This is a genomic window from Streptomyces sp. NPDC032198, assembly GCF_040636975.1.
Taxonomy (GTDB): Bacteria; Actinomycetota; Actinomycetes; order Streptomycetales; family Streptomycetaceae; genus Streptomyces.
In genome coordinates this window covers 343179-361060 of the sequence record NZ_JBEZVL010000005.1, presented here as the reverse complement: position 1 = coordinate 361060, position 17882 = coordinate 343179, and the positions used below count along the sequence as shown (strand labels likewise).

Genomic DNA, 17882 nt, shown 5'->3' with positions numbered 1-17882 from the left:
CGCGCCCGCCCAGCGCCCGCGGCACCCCACTCCCGGAGGCGACCCGTCGTATGTCCAGCTCCACAGACGCGTCCAGCTCCACGGACACCGCCCACCGGGAGCAGGCCTGTACCGCCCTGCGCGAACTGCTCGGCCTGCTGGCCGACGACGCTCCGGCCGAGCGGTTCGCCGGTCCCGCCGCCGCGGCCCGCGCGGCCGGGGCGAGCGCCGCCGAGCTCACCGCGATCGACGAGGCCACGCAGACCGCGCTGCGCGTGCGCCGCACCCTGAACCAGCACCAGCGCAGAGAGGCCGAGCTCACCGCTCTGTTCGACACGGCAGGGGACCTCGCCGCCCTGCGTGACCTGGACGCGGTGCTGCGCGCGATCGTGCACCGGGCCAAGCTGCTGCTGCGTACGGACGTCGCGTACCTCTCCCTGAACGACCCGGCGGCGGGCGACACCTACATGCGTGTGACGGACGGCTCGGTCTCCGCCGCGTTCCAGAACCTGCGGCTCGGCATGGGCGAGGGACTCGGCGGCCTCGTCGCACAGACCGCCCGTCCGTACGCCACCGGGGACTACGAGGTGGACCCGCGTTTCCAGCACACCACCCCCATCGACAGCGCCGTCCTCGAGGAGGGCCTGCACGCCATCCTCGGTGTGCCGCTGCGACAGGGCACGCACGTCATCGGGGTGCTGTTCGCCGCCGACCGCACCGCACGCGCCTTCACACCGGACGAGGGCGCGCTGCTCTCCTCGCTCGCGGACCACGCGGCGATCGCCATCGACAGCGCGCGGCGCATGGAGGAGACGCGGGCCGCGCTCGTCGACCTGAACGCGGCATCGCAGACCATCCGCGCGCACAGCGAGGCCCTGCGCCGGGCCGAGGACGCGCACGACCGGCTGACCGATCTCGTGCTGCGGGGCGGGGACTTCACCGAGGTCGCGACGGCGATCGGCGCGCTGCTGCGGGGCGGCACGCTGATCCATGACGCGGACGGCACGGAGCTGGCACGGGTGGTGGGCGCGGACGGCACGGAGCTGGCACGGGTGGTGGACGCGGACGGCACGGAGCTCGCCGGGGTGGTGGACGCGGGCACCGCCGAGCCCCGTACGCCCCCGGCCGAGGCCGTCGCCGCCTCGCGGGCCAGCGGCCGGGCCGTCCCCTTCGACGGAACCTGGGTGTGCGCCGTCCTCGCGGGCCCCGAGCTCCTCGGCAGCATCGCCCTCACCGACCGGGCCGACCTGGGCGAGGCCGACCGCCGCCTCTTCGAACGCGCCGGGGTCGTGACGGCGCTGCTCCTGCTGCTCCGCCGCTCGGCCGCCGAGGCCGAGGACCGCGTACGCGGTGAACTCCTCGGCGACCTGCTCTCCCTCTCCGGCACCCCGGGCCGCCTCGCCTCGCGCGCCCGCCGCCTGGACGTCGATCTGGCCCTGCCCCACTCGGTGTTCGTCGCCCACAGCGACACGGCCGCACGCCGGCTGCTGCTCTCCTCGGCCGCACGCGCGGCCCGCACCCGCCACGGCCTGTCCGGCCTGCACCACGACCACGTGGTCCTGGTGCTCCCGGCCGACGACACCGGCTCCCGGGCCCGCGCGCTGGCCGTCGAGCTCACCCAGGCCGCCGGGGCCCCGGTCACGGTCGGCGCCGCGGGCCCCGCCACCGGGCCCGAAGCCCTCGCCCAGGCCCACGCGGAGGCGTTGCGCTGCCTCTCCGCCCTGCGCGCGCTCGGCCACACCGGCCGGGGCGCGGACTTGCCCGACCTCGGCTTCCTCGGCGTACTGCTCGGCGACGACACGAACCTCGACTCCTACGTACGCCGCACGCTGGGCCCGGTGCTCGACTACGACACCAGACGCGGCACCGAACTCGTGCACACCCTGCGGGCCTACTTCGCCTGCGGAATGAGCCAGTCCAAGGCGAAGGACTCCCTCCACGTCCATGTGAACACCGTGGTCCAACGCCTGGACCGGATCGGCCACTTGCTCGGCCCCGACTGGCAATCCCCGGAACGCTCCCTGGAGATCCAGCTGGCGTTGCGCCTGCACGCCTACACCGGAGCGACCGCGTCTCCCTGATTCTCCTGATCCTCGGCGGCTTTCGCGTCGGTGGCGGTGGCCGTGACGGCCGGGATCAGGAAGGTGGCGACGAGCCCGAGGACCACGAAGCCCGCGGCGACATAGCCACCGAGCGCGACCCCGTCGGTCATCGCCGCGCGCGCCGCGTCGGCGACGGACGCGGTCTCCGGCCGGTCCGCGAGGGGCCCGATGGCGGCTCCCGCGCTGTCGGTGACGGCGCCGGTGAGCCGGTCCGCCTGCCCCGCGGGCACTCCCGCGTCGCCGAGCCTGTCGCGCAGGTTCGTGCTGAGGGTGGTGAAGAAGACGGTGGTCAGGGCGGCGATCCCGAGCGCGGAACCGAGCTGGCGGAAGGCGCTCTGAATGCCGGAGCCCTGCCCCGCGCTCTCGTGCGGCACCTCGGCGAGGACCACGTTGGTGACCTGGGCGGTGGCGAACCCGACGCCGATCCCGTACACGAACAGCATCAACGCGACGGCCCACCAGGAGCTGTCCGGAGCGGCGATGAGCCCGACGCCCGCAAGGCCCAGAACCTCCAGGGCCAGGCCGATGCGCACCTGCCCGAGCGCCGGAACCTTCGCGGCGAGCGGGAAGCTCGCACCCGTCGCGACGAAGCTGCCCACGGCGATGGGCACCAGGGCGAGCCCCGCCTCCAGGGCGCTGTAGCCGAGGGTGAACTGCAGCCACAGCGGGAGCACCGCGACGATGCCGAACTCTCCGAGGCCGATGATCAGGGTCGCGATGTTGCCGTTGCGGAAGGAGGCGATCGAGAACAGCCGTACGTCCATCAGAACGCGTGCGACGTGTGCGGGGTCACCGCTCCTGCTGAGCGCGATCTGCCGTCGGACGAAGGCGTACAGCGTGCCGGCGGAGAGCACGAGGGCGACGAGAACGGGCGAGGGGCCGCTCGCCCAGCTGACCCCGAGAACGTCCAGCGGCTCGATGCTGACGACCCAGCCGTACGTACGCCCTTCGACGAGCCCGAAGGCGAGGAGCCCGAGCCCGGCCGCGGAGAGCACCGCACCGGCCACGTCCACCCGCCCCTTGGCCCGCGGCGAGGGAGCCATGTACAGCAACACGCCGGCGGCGACGAGGACGGACAGGGGCACGTTGATGCCGAACGCCCAGCGCCAGGAGACGTGTTCGGCCAGCCAGCCGCCGAGCAGCGGGCCGAGCGCGGCGGCGCCGCCGATGGTCGAGCCCCAGATGGCGAAGGCCTGGCCGCGCGCCTTGCCGGTGAAGGTCGCGTTCAGCAGGGAGAGCGAGGTCGGCAGGATCATCGCCGCGCCCGCACCCTGCAGGAAGCGGGCCAGGATCAGCAGCCCGCTGCCGGGCGCGAGCCCGGCGAGCACGCTGGTCGTGCCGAAGACGACGACGCCCGCGACGAAGACCCGGCGGGCTCCGAAGAGGTCCGCGAGGCGCCCGGTCAGCAGGAGCAGTGCCGCGAAGACGATCGCGTACGACTCCTGGATCCACTGGGCCTGCACGGAGGTGGTGTCCAGGTCCTCGATGACCGAGGGGACGATCACGTTGACGATCGTGGTGTCGACCACGATCAGGGCGACACCGAGGGCGATGGCGACTAGGCCCAACCATCGGCGGGCGGGGGACGGATCACGCATCTCAATACCTCCATGGTGAAGTAATTCCACGATGAAGGTAAATTGAGGCCGGTAAGTTGTCAAAGCACGAGCCCGCCGATGACGGCGAGCACGACAGCCGACAGAAGAGAGGGCGGCGCGGTGGCGACGGAGGAACCGACACCCGGCGAGGTGACGGCGCAGCGCGAGCGCCTGATGGACGGGCTCAGGGGCTACGGCGAGCGCTACAACGAGCTCAGCCGCCGCTTCGCCGTCTGGCTCGGCCTGCACTCCACGGACGCCGACGCCCTGCTGGAGATCGTCACCGCCGAGGAGCGCGGCACCCCGCTCTCCCCGGCCCGCCTCAGCGAACGCATCCTGCTCTCCTCGGGCGCCACGACCGCGCTCCTGAACCGTCTCGAAGGCGCGGGCCACATCGTCCGGACCCGCGAGCACGCCGACCGCCGCGTCGTCACGCTGCACAGCCTGCCCGGCATCCGGGAACGCGCCGACGAGTTCTTCACGCCGCTCGCGGTCCGGATGGACGCGACGATGGCCCAGTACCCGCCCGAACTCCTGGAGCGCTTCGAGACGTTGCTCGCGGATCTGCGGACGACGATGGACGCGGACCTCGCGGAGCGGGACCGGGCGGCCGGGCCGGGCTGACCCGGCGAGTCCTCGCGGCTCCGGCAACCAATCCGCCCGGTGGCGGCGACTGCCCTGCGCAACGCACACCACTAGGCCAGGGCGGATGAGGCAATGAGAGCGATCGAGCACGAGCAGCGTGAGCCGCACGAGCAGGGCGGACACAAGACCGCGCGGCATCGCAGGCGTCGGCTGAACCTGACGGTCGGCATCCCGGTGGCCATGGCGGCCGCGGCGGGCCTGGCGTACGGCGGCGGCACGGTTTTCGGGGCCACGGCGGCTCCCGCGGCCTCGGCGGGAGCTGACGCAGCCGGCGCCGCCAACCCCGCCGATGTCGCCGACGGTTTCGCGTCCGTCAACGCCCTAGGCCAGAACGGGACTTACGGCGGACGCGACGGGAAGACGGTCACCGTCAAGACGCTCGAGGACCTGGAGAAGTACGCGACGGCCTCCGATCCGTACGTCATCGTGGTCGCCGCGACGATCACGATGAACCCCAAGGGTAAGGAGATCAAGGTCGCGTCGGACAAGACGATCGTGGGGTCCGGCACCGCGGGCCAGATCGTCGGGGGCGGCTTCTTCCTGGGCCAGGGCGTACACAACGTGATCATCCGGAACCTCACGATCCGGGACTCGTACGCGGGCACGTGGAACGACAAGGAGCACGACTTCGACGCCGTACAGATGGACGGCGCGCACCACGTCTGGATCGACCACAACGACCTGCGGCACATGGCCGACGGCCTGATCGACAGCCGCAAGGACACCACCTACCTGACGGTGTCCTGGAACAAGCTGAGCGACAACAACAAGACCTTCGGCATCGGCTGGACCGAGAACACCACGGCCGACATCACGATCCACCACAACTGGTTCCGCGAGACCGAGCAGCGCAACCCGTCCACCGACAACGTGGCCCACGCGCACCTCTACAACAACTACCTCCAGGACGCCCCCGGCACGGACATCAAGTCGTCCTATGGCAACTACTCGCGCGGCAACACGAGGATGGTCCTGGAGAACAGCTACTTCGAGGGCTTCAACAACCCGGTCACGAAGGACAGTTCGGCCTCGGTCGTGCAGCGCGGCAACGTCTTCGTCGGGACGAGCGGGCGCAACGAGAGCGGCGGCACGGCGTTCGACCCGAAGAGCTTCTACGGCTACACGCTCGACAAGGCGGCGAACGTCCCGGAGAAGGTGAAGGCGGGGGCGGGCCCGCGCGCGAACGTCCGCGCGTCCGCGGCGACTTCGGGGACTTCGGAGACCTCGGGGGCTTCGGGGGCTTCGGGGACCTCGGCTGCCGCCACCCTCACCGTGGCGAAGGACGGCAGCGGCCAGTACAAGACGGTTCAGGCGGCGGTCGCCGCCGTACCCGCGAACAACCCGTCACGGGTCACCGTCGCCATCAAGCCAGGGACGTACCGCGAGACGGTCAAGATCCCGTCGAACAAGCCGCACGTCACCCTCCAGGGCACGGGCGGCAGCCGCAAGGACACGGTCATCGTGTACGCCAACGCGGCCGGTACGCCCAAGCCGGACGGCTCCGGCACCTACGGCACCTCGGGCAGCGCGACCGTCGCCGCGGAGGCGGACGACTTCCAGGCCCGCAACCTGACGATCTCCAACGACTTCGACGAGAAGGCCAACCAGAACCTCGCCGGACACCAGGCGGTGGCGCTGCGCACGGCAGCCGACAAGGTGTTCCTCGACGGCGTGATCGTCGAGGGGGACCAGGACACTCTCCTCCTGGACACGGCGGCCAAGGACAAGCTCGGCCGTGCGTACGTCAGGAACTCGTACGTCGTGGGCAACACCGACTTCATCTTCGGCCGGGCGACGGCCGTGGTGGACCGCTCGGTGATCACCCTCAAGAAGCGCTGGGACGGCACCTCGCAGGGCTACGTCACCGCGCCGAGCACCGCGCCCGACCGCAAGGGCTTCCTGATCACCGACAGCACGGTCAACGGCGACGTGTCCGCGCGCAGCTTCTACCTGGGCCGCAACTGGCACGCGGGCGGCGACGCGAGCCTCGACCCCCAGACGACGGTACGCAACTCCACCCTCGGCGCGGCGATCAGGACGACTCCGTGGACGGACATGGGCGGCTTCTCCTGGAAGGACGACCGTTTCGCCGAGTACAAGAACACGGGCGCGGGCTCGGGCCCCGCGAGCGGTGACCGCCCCCAGCTGACGGACGCGCAGGCGGCGGGCCAGGAGACCGCCGACTGGCTGGGCAACTGGACCCCGGCTCCCTGAGGGGGCGGAGGGCAGCCCGGGAGCCACCCGGGGACCCGGCTCCCGGCTCCCGGCTCCCGGCTCCCGGCTCCCGGCTCCCGGCTTCCGGCTTCCGGCTTCCGGGTGAGACCTCCCCCACAGCACCCCTGACGAACTCCAGCCACCCACCCTCACCCCCTCGCACCCGGACGCAACCCCATCCCACCGCGTCCGCCCCATCCGCTAGTCTGTGGTGGGCCGCTCATAGCAGCAGCCCAGGACCTCGCACGGCGCGCACGGGAACTCTCACCCAGAGCCCCCACCACGCACCACGCAAGGCCCGCCTTCGTAGCTCAGGGGATAGAGCACCGCTCTCCTAAAGCGGGTGTCGCAGGTTCGAATCCTGCCGGGGGCACGAGTGTGATCAGGGAAGAGACCCCGGAAACCGCAGGTCACGCGGGGTCCGGGGTCTCTTTGTCTCAGCACTGGGTACAGTCTCGGCGCAGGGTTGCACACTCTCGATACACCCTCGCCACGGCAAGGGGGGGCGCACCGCCAGCAGAACCGTGTGCCTTCGCTCATCGCCGCCCCTGCCGGTGGATGCGCATGGCCGCGCCGAACAGGCGCTGGCCCGTGGTGCACCACGGGAGGCTCGTGGCGCACTGCTCGCAGTCCTTCCGATGCTCCTCGGACGCCGCGCAGAGGTGCGTGCTGGCACAGGGGAGGCAGGCTCGGGGGAACCAGCGAGCGGCCGACCCATGCGCGTCTGTGTCCCGCACACCGAGGTCGTAGGCGGTCGCGTTGCTGAGGGCGACGGCGCACCACACACAGGCACGGCCACGTACCTGCTGATCGGACAGGCTGCCCGGCTCTGGCAGTTCGAGCGGCGGCACATCGAGCGTGTCGCTCGATGTGCTTCTCGCGGCGGACGCTGGGCCCGTAATCTCGGCCATGTCGACTCCTGTTGGTCGGCCAGCCCTGGGGCCGTTCACGCGGTTGCCGGGGCGTTGTACGACTCATGGAATCGGCGCGCTACACAGGGTGACAGTGACGTGGCGTCCTAGTTTCGCGACGCTATTCGCTGACCCCCAGGAATTCAGCCAACGGTCGGAGGCCTGCGGGGTGGTTGGGGAGCGCCCACAGATCACGGACGATGGCGACTGCCAGGGTGTGGTGCTGCATCCACGTCGGCGCCACACGGCGCAGCGACTCCAGGGACTTCACCGCCCCCGCCGCATCGCTCAGATCCGTGTGGGCTCGGGCCACGTCCAGCAGCAGCCACGTTCGCCAAGACGGCGGGGTGTCCTTGCTCAGGCGTATCCCCTTCGCCAGGGCCAGCGCCTCCTCGGGGTGCCCGTATTGCACGGCCAGGCGGACGCGCTCGATGCGCACCGACGAAGGGCTGAACACGCTGACCATGCGGCTGCCGCTGCCTTGCGGCAGCTTGGCCACACGAGCCGCCTCATTCTCGGCGCGCTCCATCAACGCAGCTGCCCGCTCATAGTCGTTGCTGCGCGCAGCCGACGTGGCGGCCGACATCGTCAGCGCACCCCAGACCTTGAGGCCGTCAGCGGTGCCCGTGTGCCCGTTGTGCTCGATGTCGTCGGCCGCGTGCAGGGCGATGCTCAGGGCGTCGCCGAGGCGGCCTTGCCGTTGGTAGGTCCACGCAACAGAGTTCACGATCATGGCGCGTAGCAAGGGGTCGGAGGAACGGGCCGCCGCGTCTATGGCGCGCTCAAGGCTGATCAGGGCGAGGTCCGTTTTCCCCATCCGCACGGCGACGTGCCCGGCCAGTTGGAGGGACTTGCCCAGCGCTGCGAATCCGGCGGCCTGGTCCGTGCCGTCGGGGGATGCCGCGGCGGCGCGCGCATCTGAGATCAGGTCGGGCAGCGCCTTCATCACGGTGTCGAACTCGGCGGAGTGGTACTGCGTCCAGCCGGCCGCGATCTGCTCGCGAAGGTCGGGCAGCGAAAAGTCGGGCCCTGGCGGCTCCGGCTCGGCCACCCAGAGCGCGGGCATGACGGCCCGCCGTACCGCCACGAACTGCGGCCCGTCGTTTTCTCCCGTCGAGACGGCAGGAGGATCTCCCAGAAGGGTTGTCAGCTCCACTCCGAGCCCGTTCGCCAGAGCGTGAAGCGTGGGCAAGCGCGCCGAGTGCTTCCGTCGCTGCTCAAGTTGCCGGATCACGTCTACGGACACATCGGAGTGCTCGGCCAATTCCTCTTGCGTCAGGGAGGCCAGGCGGCGCAGGCGTCGGAGAGTTCGCCCCAAGTGTTCGTTTGCCACGCGGCCACGGCACGCCGACCTTGTGGTAAGGGAGAGTGTGCGTCTGGCGGTCGGCATGACGAAGGGCCCCCACCGCCCGAAGGCGATGGGGGCCCTGTCAGTACTCGCGTCGGGCGAGCCTCGAAGCGCAGGGGGCGCGCCTGTCACTCACGGTGTTCCGCTCGTACTGTTGGCGGAGTGGAATGGATGACCTTGATCAGCACGTTGAGCGGTGGCGTTCTTGGTGTGGGCTCGACACTGGCCGTTGAAACCTTTCGCGCTAGGCGAGAGCGAGGACACCATCATGCAGAACTGCAACGCACGGCGTGCGTCCGGTATCTCACGGCACTGACAGAGACTGAGACAGCGCTACAGACACTCGCGCTAAGTCAGTCGACACCCGTCGTGAACGTCGAAGTGGTCGAAGCCTTTCGCTCACACCACGTGATAGCAGCACGGTATGAGCTATTCCTGGTGACACCACCAAGCGTGTACAACGCTGCCCGCGAGGCCTACGACCGGCTGAGGGCTATACGGGTAGCCATAGCCACGACCGACATCGTCGTGGGTGACGACTCAGCAGACTGGCTGGCCATTCATGTCCCGTACGACGACGCATTCCGTCGGCTCCGTGTCGTCATGCGCGAATCGTTGAACCATGGTCTCAAGCCCTGACGCAAGACCTTCCGTGATGACTTGCTTACAGCAGAGCGGTACAGCAACCACGCCGACCAGTATCAGCCCCTGACGGTCGGCACAGCCTTTCTGACCAGCCCAGCAGACCTCAGTGACCTCCCCCCGCCCGTAGTGCGCATCGCGGGGGTCGCGGAAGCCTCGTACTGACGCCAGGATGCACCCGTGACGTCATTTGCGGATCTCCGTAGGAGCCCTGCCGATGGGCCGTACGCCTGCCCCTGCTGCCGTTTCGTGACGTTGAGAGAACGAGGGTGGTACGAGATCTGCCCCGTGTGCTTCTGGGAGGACGATGGCCAGGACGATCACGACGCAGACGAGGTACGAGGCGGGCCGAACCGGGGGCTGTCTCTCACAGAGGCCAGACAGAACTACAAGGACATCGGAGCCAGCGACGCCCGGCGCATCCCATTGGTCCGGCCTCCCCTGCCCGATGAACACCCAGTCCTCTGACATCACCGGCTGACGTCAACGAGGGCGGACACCGGCAGCTCCGACCGACTCACCACGGAAGCTTCAACACCATGGAGGCCCCAGGCGAGCGCTCTCCGATCGAACTCCCCACGCGGGTGTCGCAGGTTCGAATCCTGCCGGGGGCACAGCACTAAGGGCCAGCTCAGAGGCTTGATCCTCTTGAGCTGGCCCTTTTGCGTGATCGGGGCCGTGCCACACCGTGCCGCAAGGGCCGCTAGGAGTCCGCCTTGCCCGGCGTCCTGGCTCTTAGGCAGGCTTGAACGCGCGATACATGAGGAACACAACAGCCGTCCCGCCATGCCGGCTCGGGCCGCACCACCACTCATCGGCCAGCGCGTCGACCAGGAGCAGGCCGCGCCCGTGGGCTTCCGTGGCCCGGGGCGAGCGGAGGCGGACATGGGCGGGACAGCCGGGGTTGTGCACGTCCACGCGCAGCGTCTCGCCCAAGCGGTACCAGCGCACGCGTACCCGCCAGGGCTCGTCGGCCTCCCCGTAGAGGATGGCGTTGGTGACCAACTCCGAGACCATCAGCTCGCAGTCATCGATGGAGCAGCTGAGCTGATGCGGCTCGGTGAACTTCCGGAACCAGCGGCGAGCGCGTCCGACCGACTCCGGGAGGGGATAGAGGACCATCCCGCCGAGTGGTTGGAGTAGGGCGTCGTCGCCGGAGTTGTCGTTGGTGCGCGTCATTGCGCTCCCCCTTCCGGTAAGTGGCTAAGGCCACTTACCGGATAGTGGCATTGGCCACTTCGGGCGGCAAGGGCTTCCGGGGAATCGCCGCCCGCGACTCACCCCAACGGGTAACCCTGCTCGAACGCCCAGCGCCCCGGCGGATACACGGCCTCCGCGAACTCCAGCGGACGGTCCTGCAGGTCGTAGACGACGTGGTGAACCACCAGTACGGCGGCGGGCAGTTCGAGCCCGAGCTCGTCGCCCTCTTCCTGGGTGGCAAGGCGGGCACAGACTCGATCTTCGCCGTAGCTGCCGCGTCGACCGGTGGCTTCCTCGACGTACAGGACCGTTCCCTCCCGGATCCGCTCGGGCTCCAGGAGCCGGGGCGCCCTGCGGCCCAGCTCGGCCGGGAACCAGGAGGTGGACGTCTCGACGGGCCCGTCTGCCGAGTTGGTCACCCGCCGCCGCTGAACAGCCCCGCGTTGCTTGCCTAGTTCGAGCGCCTCGGCCACGTGATCGGGCGCCTCGGCATACCCGGCCGACGCGATGACCGCGTACTCCCCCGGCCCGTAGATCCGCCCCGTCTGCCGCGCCCGCCCATAGCGCTCGCGAGCCCGCCGGTGCACTTGCTGATCCCGTACGTACGTCCCCGAGCCCTGCCGCTTCTCGACAAGACCCTGATGCCGCAGCGCCTCCAGGGCGCGGGCACTGGTCGGCCGGGAGACATTCCAGTCGGCGGCCAACTGCCGCTCGGACGGCACTTCCTCGCCTGGCCGCAGGTCCCCACGCAGGATCTGATCGCGCAGGTACTGGGCGATCTGCAGGTACTTGGGCAAGGCCTCAGCGATCTCGGGCACGCGACATTCCCTTCACCGACTGGCTAATACCAGTGGCCACTATAGGTGCGCACGGAAAGGACGCACCTCTACCCTGTTTTCGTGAAACGGCTCATTGTGGCGGCCGGAGGCGGCGGCGACGCGGTGGCGGCGGCGATGCTGCACGCCGCTCTGTACGGGGACGACGGCGAGCCGGCGCTGATCCTGACGTACTCCTGGGACCGCCTGATCATCGACCCGGTCCCGGGCCCGCGCTCCCCCGCCGACTTCACCGGCCTGCGCCAACTCACCCCCCACGTCTGGGCAGTCCCCGGCACCGCAACGTTGAAGCCGCCGCACGCGTCACCCCTCCCCCGCCTCGCGGCCGAACTCCCCCACACCTTCGCCCTGATCGACCCCTACGCCGGGGCAACAGGCATCGCCCGCCAGCTGTCGGAACTGATCACCCACTTCACCCCGGAGACGATCGACCTCCTCGACGTGGGCGGCGACATCCTGGCCCACGGCGACGAACCCACCCTGCGCAGCCCGCTGGCCGACGCCCTCACCCTGGCCGCCTGTGCCCGCACTCAGGCGCCCGTACGCCTCCTGGTGGCGGGCCCCGGCCTCGACGGCGAGCTCCCCGCAGACGTCCTCCGCCCGCGCCTCGGCCCCCTGCTCACGACCCTCACCCACGAGCACGCCCAAGCCATCCTCCCGGTACTCACCTGGCACCCCTCCGAAGCAACCGCCCTGCTCACCGCCACCGCGCTGGGTGCCCGAGGCTTGTGCGAGATCCGCGACGCCGGACTCCCGGTCCCCCTCACCGCCGAGGGCCCCACCGTCCACGAGGTCGACGTGGCGACGGCGTTCGCCGCCAACCGCCTGGCCCAAGCCATCGCGGCAACGACCACGCTCGACGAGGCAGAGGAACACTGCCGCACGGTCTGCGGCACCTCAGAGATCGACTACGAACGAACGAAGGCACGGGGACTGCCCCAGCACCAGCGAGTCCCTGCCGTCCCGCACGACCTCCTGACCCAGATCAAGGCCTTCGAGCGGGAAGCCGCCACACGAGGAACCACATACACAACAATCCGCCGCCTCACCGAGGCCCTGGGACTCACCACCGAAGCCCTCCCGCACCTCATCCGACTGAACACCGCGCGCACCGGCCACCTCCCGGCATCTGTGTGGAAGCTTCACCGCAGGTGAGTTGCAGGATGCGCAGGCAGGGGCCCCACGGGCCTGCCCTGCGCGAAGCCTGGCACCCGGGGGCACCGCTCTAGCGGGCGGGCCGGTAGGTACCTCGCTTGGAAGGCCGACAGGGAGAACCATTCGCTGCTTGCGTCTACCGGCGAAAGGCTGGCACGGCGATCATCGCCGATCTGAGAGATCGAACTTTCCCTACACCCATCAAGTGCCCGGCTGCGTCGACGCCCGCCCACACCTGGATAGGGCCGAGGACAATCGGCGAGCACTCGACAAACCAGCCTAGGGACAAGGCAATGCCTCCGGCGGGGGCGCTCTGACTCTGGGATGGAGGGGGCGCCGTACGCGACCGCGGGCACATCGTGGCGAGCGTTGGGGGCTCCCATCCCGTCCACCATCGACCCAGGCAAAGCCGAGCAGACGCGGCCCATGGCGTCCAGGTCGTTCGTACAGTGGCGCGCTCCACCTGGACGCCATGAACCACGCCCGCTCCTCAGATGTGTGGGTCGACGGCGGACGGAATGGGAGCTAGGGGAGGTGGTGAGTTGCTGTCTTGGGAGGAGTCATTCGGACGGATTGAGTTGATCGGACAGCTCCTGGATCTTCATTTCGAGAGCTTGATCGTCCTGCTCGTCCACCCACCGCACAACAGCAGTTGGCATGATCGAATTCAGCTCTCTCACTCGTCTGTCCAACGACACCGGGAGAGGCCTGTTCGTCACCATGAGAATCGCATCGACGCTTACCCCTGCGTAGGTTGATCGGCTCCTTGCCACTCGATCAACCATGCGGCGAAGATCAATTCCGCTAAGGGGGGTCTCACCCGACTTAACCTCGATGCCGATCGCACCATGGTCAGTCCGAACGAGCAGGTCGACCCCACCATCCAAAGGCCCGTCAAGATGAACAGTCGACGGATAAAGGAGCCTCAGGCGGCTGGCTACCTCGCGTTCCAGCACGAGTCCGGAAAAATGAGCTACAGCCGGATCGCGGCTAGCTCCCGGATCGATCGTGCGCAGAACCTGGAGAGCTTGTCGCGCCTCTTCGGGCGAATCGCCTTCGATGGTCTCCACGACCTGTCGGCGTCTAGGCGCCATGAGCAACTCGTAGTCCTGGTAGCGGGCTCGGGTCAGCGGGGACCCATTGATCGCCATGACCAAGAGGACGACACCGACAAGCAATAGAGCGACCGAACCAGCTTGATTACTGGTCACGAAGACGGCGGCAACACCCGCGCCTGTCAGCCCGACACCCAGGAGGGACGCCCCCACACGCTCCCAACGAGATAGGGGCGCAGACTCGGGTTCGGGCGTCTCTGGCCCATCTTCCGCAGTCGACACGACAGCGATACTAGCGATCTTAATACGGAATGCAGAGCCCTCTACCGGTCCCAAGGATGAGAGCGAGACTCGGTGAGTGTCTAACTGAGTGACAACGCCTACAGACAGCATCGGACAGGCGCGAACAACGGCGGACCATCTCCGCAGCTCAGCACGGCAGTTAGTTCCGCTCAACCTCTCCCCAAAGTTGCTTCGGGACGAAGAGGTCGCACGGTCGAGGAAGGCGCCGCACCGTGGGCATCCAGTCAGAAGCCCAACTAGCCCTAGATCTCCGGCAAGGCTCGCCTGTCAGTGCAGCGTGAAAGCCTCCGGGCGTGAGCTACGACTTGGCTGTGTGGGAGGGCGAGCGCCCTGCGGACGACAAGGCGGCCGCGCGAGCGTTCACTGGCCTCTACGAGCGCTACGTCGACACGGACGCGGAGCATCCACCGACCGAGCGCATAGCGGCTTACGTCTCCGCTCTCCTGGAACGGTGGTGTGACCTGACCGAGGACGAGGAGGATTCCTCACCCTGGTCAACGGGGCCATTGATTGGAGAGGCGAGAGGTCCGCTGATCTACTTCCCGATGCGCTGGAGCATGGCTGAGGAGGCCTCTGCCTACGCAGCGGCCGTGGCGGACTCAATGGGGCTGGTCTGCTTCGACCCCCAGGAGAGCCAGCTCAGGCCTTGAGGCCGGGGGCACGCTTCCGTCTCAGTCTCCGCCTCATTCAGCGCCGTTCACGGCCGTCCAGACGGGACCGGCGGCGGTAGCCGTCCAGACGACCGGCCGTCCATGAACGCAGGTGAACGGCCCCGTTCAGAGCCCTCGGGGCCACCACCACAGTTGGAAAGCGTGTTGATGGCTGTTGGGGCCTTTCGAAACAACAGAGACGTACAGCAACCCCAGCAGTCTCCTGGGCCGTCACCGAACCACGACCGGGAGCCGGGCAACAGATGCTCCCTGGCAGGGTGGCGCTTCGAGCTGCCTTCGACTGCCGGGGGCACAGCCTGACCTGGACGAACGGGTCATATACCCAGTTTGGGAGCTTAGGGCGTGATGCCCATGAGCGGGATCAAAACTGATGGACACGACGTCACTCCCAACAAAGGAGACATCATGTCCACCACGACAGTTCTGCCCCTTCACCCAGCCGAGCAGGAGTGCCCCGCCTGGTGCGCCCGCGATGCACACGCGGAGGCAGTCGGGAGCCACGTCAGCATCCCGGTGCGTCTGACCGCCCCTGCAGAAATGAGTCCGAGCCTCGAAGCCCCCTTGCTGTCCGTGCAGATCGGCCTCGGACACGATGAGGAAGCGCGCGGCGAGCAGCCCCGTCTATGGCTTTCGGCCGTCGACGGTACGGCTGAACTGGACTCCGCTGCCCTGGGGGAGCTCATCGCCGGCGTGGAGAAATTCGCCCTGCGGCTCCGAGGGCTGCGGCACCGGTTCGAGGCTGTCATCCTCGGCGGTGCCGCCGAGGATGACAGCCTCTACCCGGCCGCCACTCATCCACTTGAACTCGTCGCCCCCTGCCCGCCCTGGTGCCAGTACCGGGACCAGGAGGAGCACAGCGTGACCGGGCTTCTGGCCGATCAGTTCCACGCAACGGAGGAGACCAGCATGGAATTGGCGCTGCATCCGGTGGTCCACAGTAAGTACGGGCAAGAGGCAGAGACGCTCGATCTCGTCATGGAGCACATGCCGCATGATCCGCTTCCTCTGATCGACCTCACCATCGGCACCACCCAGAAGTGGCACCACGTGGAGATGACCTTCGATGAAGCCGACCGACTGCGGTCCTGCCTCAACGAGTTCATCGCGCAGGGACGCGAGTACGCCCGCCCGGAAGCCGTCGCATCCCTGCAGGAACTGGTCGGCTACTGCGGCGTGCGGATCGTGGAGCACCGGAGCGACGTGAAGGGCTTCTTCGGTCACGCCGTCGGCGATACGCGGCAAGGCGGGCCGGTCTGGGTGACCGTCCCCAAGGGAGCCGCCGGCCCATATCTGGAAGACCGGGTGAAGCATCTGCTGGCAGACATCCACGAGACACAAGAGGAACTGACCGCCACCGACGGTGCAGAGGTCCGACAGGCGGGCGCGCTGCCTGCCACCTCATGGCTGAGGGGGCAGGCAGCGGCGTGAGCCGCTGAGTCACATGCCATGGAGGCCAGGGCGCCGTATGCCATCAACATCGATACGGCGCCCTGGTTCATGTCAGACTCCTCGCGGCAGGCGCCGCCTCTCTCACAAGACGTAGCTGAGTCCGTCCCTACGCGGCACCCCGGCAGTCGCTGAGGTCACCAGCTCCCGCCCCGCCCTGTCCCGTAGAGATCCAGTTCGCAACCGTGGGGCGCACCGGGGGTTTCTTGCAATCCACTGTTCTCGCCAGTCCTGAACGGCTTTGGTCGGCGGGGGAGATTTTGGGGCGGCCTGGCGCCGTTCCGGCGGTTGCTGGGGTCTATGGGTGGCATTTTGAGCGGGCACCCCATGCAGAGCTGGTGGACGGGCGTCTCTTGTTCGTCGGCATAGCGCCCCGGTACATGGCCAACCGGACGAGTACGCAGAACTTGCGGACGCATGTGAGGTACCACTACCGGGGCAATGCGTTCCACGGCCGTCTCAAGGACGTGCGGGTCCGAGCCCGGCAGCGGGCTCGGGCGTGCTCAAGGACTGGAGTCCTCGCTTGGGCTCTGTTCGGTTTCGGTTTCGGGCTCGTCCGCTGCGTACGGGTGGACGTATCGGTCCTTGTTGAAGGGCGTGAACCAGTTGGCGATGCCCATGGGGGTGATGCCGAGGGCCTCGCCCGCCTCGCTCTCGTCGATGCCGTCCATCGCGTCGTCGTAGAGCCACTCGTGGTCCATGTCCTCGTACACGAGAGCGGCGAAGCATTCCAGTGCCGCAGCGACGCCCTCGTCCAGGAGGCCGAACGTGTCGAGCGTGACCTCGGCCTCGTGCAGCAGCAGCCTGAGCGCCAGCTCTTCGGCCACGCAGCTCAGCTGCAGGAAACTTCCCTCCGTCAACCGCGTGGTCAGCGCGATCGCCGTCACCAGGAAACGCCGGGCGAAGCGTGCGTCGTACTGCAGGGCGTAGCGCGGGGGCAGCTCGTCCAGGAGCCACATGGGGCCGTCGCATTCGGCGACGTTCGTTCCCTCCCTGTCCAACGCGTGAGCGTCCTGGAACAGCTCGTCCAGGAGGACGTCTGTGCCCCAGATCAAGGCCCCGGCAGCAAGCTCGGCGTCCTCGGGTGAGGTAGTAGGGGTGCCCGAGTCCTGATCGGCGTCCTCGCCCCCGCCGTCCCCGCCCTCCTCGGCGTCGAGCACCCCGAACATCCCCGCGTCGAACGCCGCCAGCCTCGGGGCCAGGGTTCGGATCTTGGTGCGGATCGCGTCGGTTTCCGCCGCCGTCCCCGTCGCGTCCGTGGAGGCCGCTCCCGCGGCCAGCCCCATCAGTCGCGCTCGGCGGGACTCGACGTCATCCGGTGGCGCGTCCGGGCCGTCGGCCGCGTCCAGGCTCTCCTTCGCGAGGTCCGGATGCAGTTCCACCTGGCATCGTTCGACGGTCCAGTCCGAGAGCAGCTCCGTGCGGTCGAGCAGTTCCTCCACCAGTTCGCGTACGGACTCCTCGGCGAACTCCAGCGCCGGGGCGTCCACAAAGACCTTCAGGAGTGCACCGCCGGGGTACACGCCCACAAATGTGTCGAGGAGCTTGATCTCCATGCCGTCAGGGCCCGCGATCTCCTCGACGGACTCGAAGCCGTCCTCGAGGAGAGCGCCGGCGCCGACCCGCTGCAGCTCATCCATCTCCGCGGTTCCGCCGGCTATCCGGGTGTCCACACTCACTGCGTACGTCACATGACACAGCCTCGCAGGCCAGCCCGCTGATTGCGCCCGCAATGCAGACTTCCCGACGACTTCCCGACGACGTCCTGGTGACTTCG

15 protein-coding genes and 1 tRNA gene are annotated in these 17882 nt (G+C 68.7%); 9 read left to right on the top strand and 7 right to left on the bottom strand.

Translation table 11 applies throughout. The features are described 5' to 3' along the window. Window positions 1-50 precede the first annotated feature (50 nt). Window positions 51-2060, top strand: coding sequence for a GAF domain-containing protein (locus tag AB0E78_RS15650; RefSeq protein WP_361832383.1), 2010 nt, complete (start codon window positions 51-53; stop codon window positions 2058-2060). Here AB0E78_RS15650 and AB0E78_RS15645 read toward each other — a convergent pair. Next, window positions 2033-3679, bottom strand: a complete 1647-nt coding sequence (locus tag AB0E78_RS15645) for a DHA2 family efflux MFS transporter permease subunit (RefSeq protein WP_361832381.1) — start codon at window positions 3677-3679, stop codon at window positions 2033-2035. The genes AB0E78_RS15650 and AB0E78_RS15645 overlap by 28 nt on opposite strands. 174 nt (window positions 3680-3853) lie before the next feature. On the opposite strand from AB0E78_RS15645, the gene AB0E78_RS15640 reads away from it, so the two are divergent. The 3 genes from AB0E78_RS15640 (at window position 3854) to AB0E78_RS15630 (ending at window position 6911) form a co-directional block, all read left to right on the top strand. Next, window positions 3854-4303: a MarR family transcriptional regulator gene (locus tag AB0E78_RS15640; RefSeq protein ID WP_361832810.1), complete on the top strand. Its 450-nt coding sequence runs from the start codon at window positions 3854-3856 to the stop codon at window positions 4301-4303. Window positions 4304-4396: 93 nt separating this feature from the next. After that, window positions 4397-6538, top strand: a complete 2142-nt coding sequence (locus AB0E78_RS15635) for a pectinesterase family protein (RefSeq protein ID WP_361832379.1) — start codon at window positions 4397-4399, stop codon at window positions 6536-6538. Window positions 6539-6838: 300 nt separating this feature from the next. Further along, window positions 6839-6911: transfer RNA gene (locus tag AB0E78_RS15630), tRNA-Arg, on the top strand. Window positions 6912-7074: 163 nt separating this feature from the next. Here AB0E78_RS15630 and AB0E78_RS15625 read toward each other — a convergent pair. Together AB0E78_RS15625 and AB0E78_RS15620 are read right to left on the bottom strand one after the other, a co-directional pair. Beyond that, window positions 7075-7449, bottom strand: coding sequence for a hypothetical protein (locus AB0E78_RS15625; RefSeq protein ID WP_361832378.1), 375 nt, complete (start codon window positions 7447-7449; stop codon window positions 7075-7077). A gap of 121 nt (window positions 7450-7570) precedes the next feature. Then, window positions 7571-8782 (bottom strand): helix-turn-helix domain-containing protein, encoded by a 1212-nt coding sequence (locus AB0E78_RS15620; protein ID WP_361832376.1) that lies wholly within the window; start codon window positions 8780-8782, stop codon window positions 7571-7573. Window positions 8783-9166: 384 nt separating this feature from the next. Between AB0E78_RS15620 and AB0E78_RS15615 the strand changes: the two genes are divergently transcribed. Then, window positions 9167-9436 carry a hypothetical protein gene (locus tag AB0E78_RS15615; RefSeq protein ID WP_361832374.1) on the top strand — a complete coding sequence of 90 codons (270 nt, stop codon included), beginning with the start codon at window positions 9167-9169 and terminating at the stop codon, window positions 9434-9436. Window positions 9437-9619: 183 nt separating this feature from the next. Beyond that, window positions 9620-9907, top strand: a complete 288-nt coding sequence (locus tag AB0E78_RS15610; protein WP_361832372.1) for a CPCC family cysteine-rich protein — start codon at window positions 9620-9622, stop codon at window positions 9905-9907. Window positions 9908-10174: 267 nt separating this feature from the next. Here the strand turns inward: AB0E78_RS15610 and AB0E78_RS15605 are convergent, their stop codons facing one another. Together AB0E78_RS15605 and AB0E78_RS15600 are read right to left on the bottom strand one after the other, a co-directional pair. Further along, window positions 10175-10618 carry an ATP-binding protein gene (locus AB0E78_RS15605; RefSeq protein ID WP_361832370.1) on the bottom strand — a complete coding sequence of 148 codons (444 nt, stop codon included), beginning with the start codon at window positions 10616-10618 and terminating at the stop codon, window positions 10175-10177. A 98-nt stretch (window positions 10619-10716) separates the two neighbouring features. Beyond that, window positions 10717-11457, bottom strand: coding sequence for a GntR family transcriptional regulator (locus AB0E78_RS15600; RefSeq protein WP_361832368.1), 741 nt, complete (start codon window positions 11455-11457; stop codon window positions 10717-10719). An 81-nt stretch (window positions 11458-11538) separates the two neighbouring features. Here AB0E78_RS15600 and AB0E78_RS15595 point away from each other — a divergent pair, with 81 nt between their 5' ends. Continuing rightward, window positions 11539-12630: a DUF1152 domain-containing protein gene (locus AB0E78_RS15595; RefSeq protein WP_361832366.1), complete on the top strand. Its 1092-nt coding sequence runs from the start codon at window positions 11539-11541 to the stop codon at window positions 12628-12630. A 560-nt stretch (window positions 12631-13190) separates the two neighbouring features. On the opposite strand, the gene AB0E78_RS15590 is transcribed toward AB0E78_RS15595, so the two are convergent. Beyond that, complete coding sequence (locus AB0E78_RS15590) at window positions 13191-13841, bottom strand: hypothetical protein (RefSeq protein WP_361832365.1); 651 nt, start codon at window positions 13839-13841, stop codon at window positions 13191-13193. A 440-nt stretch (window positions 13842-14281) separates the two neighbouring features. Between AB0E78_RS15590 and AB0E78_RS15585 the strand changes: the two genes are divergently transcribed. Then, window positions 14282-14638 carry a hypothetical protein gene (locus tag AB0E78_RS15585; RefSeq protein WP_361832363.1) on the top strand — a complete coding sequence of 119 codons (357 nt, stop codon included), beginning with the start codon at window positions 14282-14284 and terminating at the stop codon, window positions 14636-14638. A gap of 426 nt (window positions 14639-15064) precedes the next feature. After that, window positions 15065-16087 (top strand): hypothetical protein, encoded by a 1023-nt coding sequence (locus tag AB0E78_RS15580; protein WP_361832361.1) that lies wholly within the window; start codon window positions 15065-15067, stop codon window positions 16085-16087. A 521-nt stretch (window positions 16088-16608) separates the two neighbouring features. On the opposite strand, the gene AB0E78_RS15575 is transcribed toward AB0E78_RS15580, so the two are convergent. Next, a complete protein-coding gene (locus tag AB0E78_RS15575; RefSeq protein ID WP_361832359.1) occupies window positions 16609-17745 on the bottom strand; it encodes a hypothetical protein in 1137 nt (378 codons plus the stop codon). Window positions 17746-17882 lie beyond the last annotated feature (137 nt).

Coding starts and splice junctions, on each gene's coding strand:
- AB0E78_RS15605 (WP_361832370.1), bottom strand. CDS start 10,618: ATGACGCGCACCAACGACAACTCCGGCGACGACGCCCTACTCCAACCA.
- AB0E78_RS15645 (WP_361832381.1), bottom strand. CDS start 3,679: ATGCGTGATCCGTCCCCCGCCCGCCGATGGTTGGGCCTAGTCGCCATC.
- AB0E78_RS15640 (WP_361832810.1), top strand. CDS start 3,854: ATGGACGGGCTCAGGGGCTACGGCGAGCGCTACAACGAGCTCAGCCGC.
- AB0E78_RS15580 (WP_361832361.1), top strand. CDS start 15,065: ATGTCCACCACGACAGTTCTGCCCCTTCACCCAGCCGAGCAGGAGTGC.
- AB0E78_RS15650 (WP_361832383.1), top strand. CDS start 51: ATGTCCAGCTCCACAGACGCGTCCAGCTCCACGGACACCGCCCACCGG.
- AB0E78_RS15575 (WP_361832359.1), bottom strand. CDS start 17,745: ATGGATGAGCTGCAGCGGGTCGGCGCCGGCGCTCTCCTCGAGGACGGC.
- AB0E78_RS15625 (WP_361832378.1), bottom strand. CDS start 7,449: ATGGCCGAGATTACGGGCCCAGCGTCCGCCGCGAGAAGCACATCGAGC.
- AB0E78_RS15635 (WP_361832379.1), top strand. CDS start 4,397: ATGAGAGCGATCGAGCACGAGCAGCGTGAGCCGCACGAGCAGGGCGGA.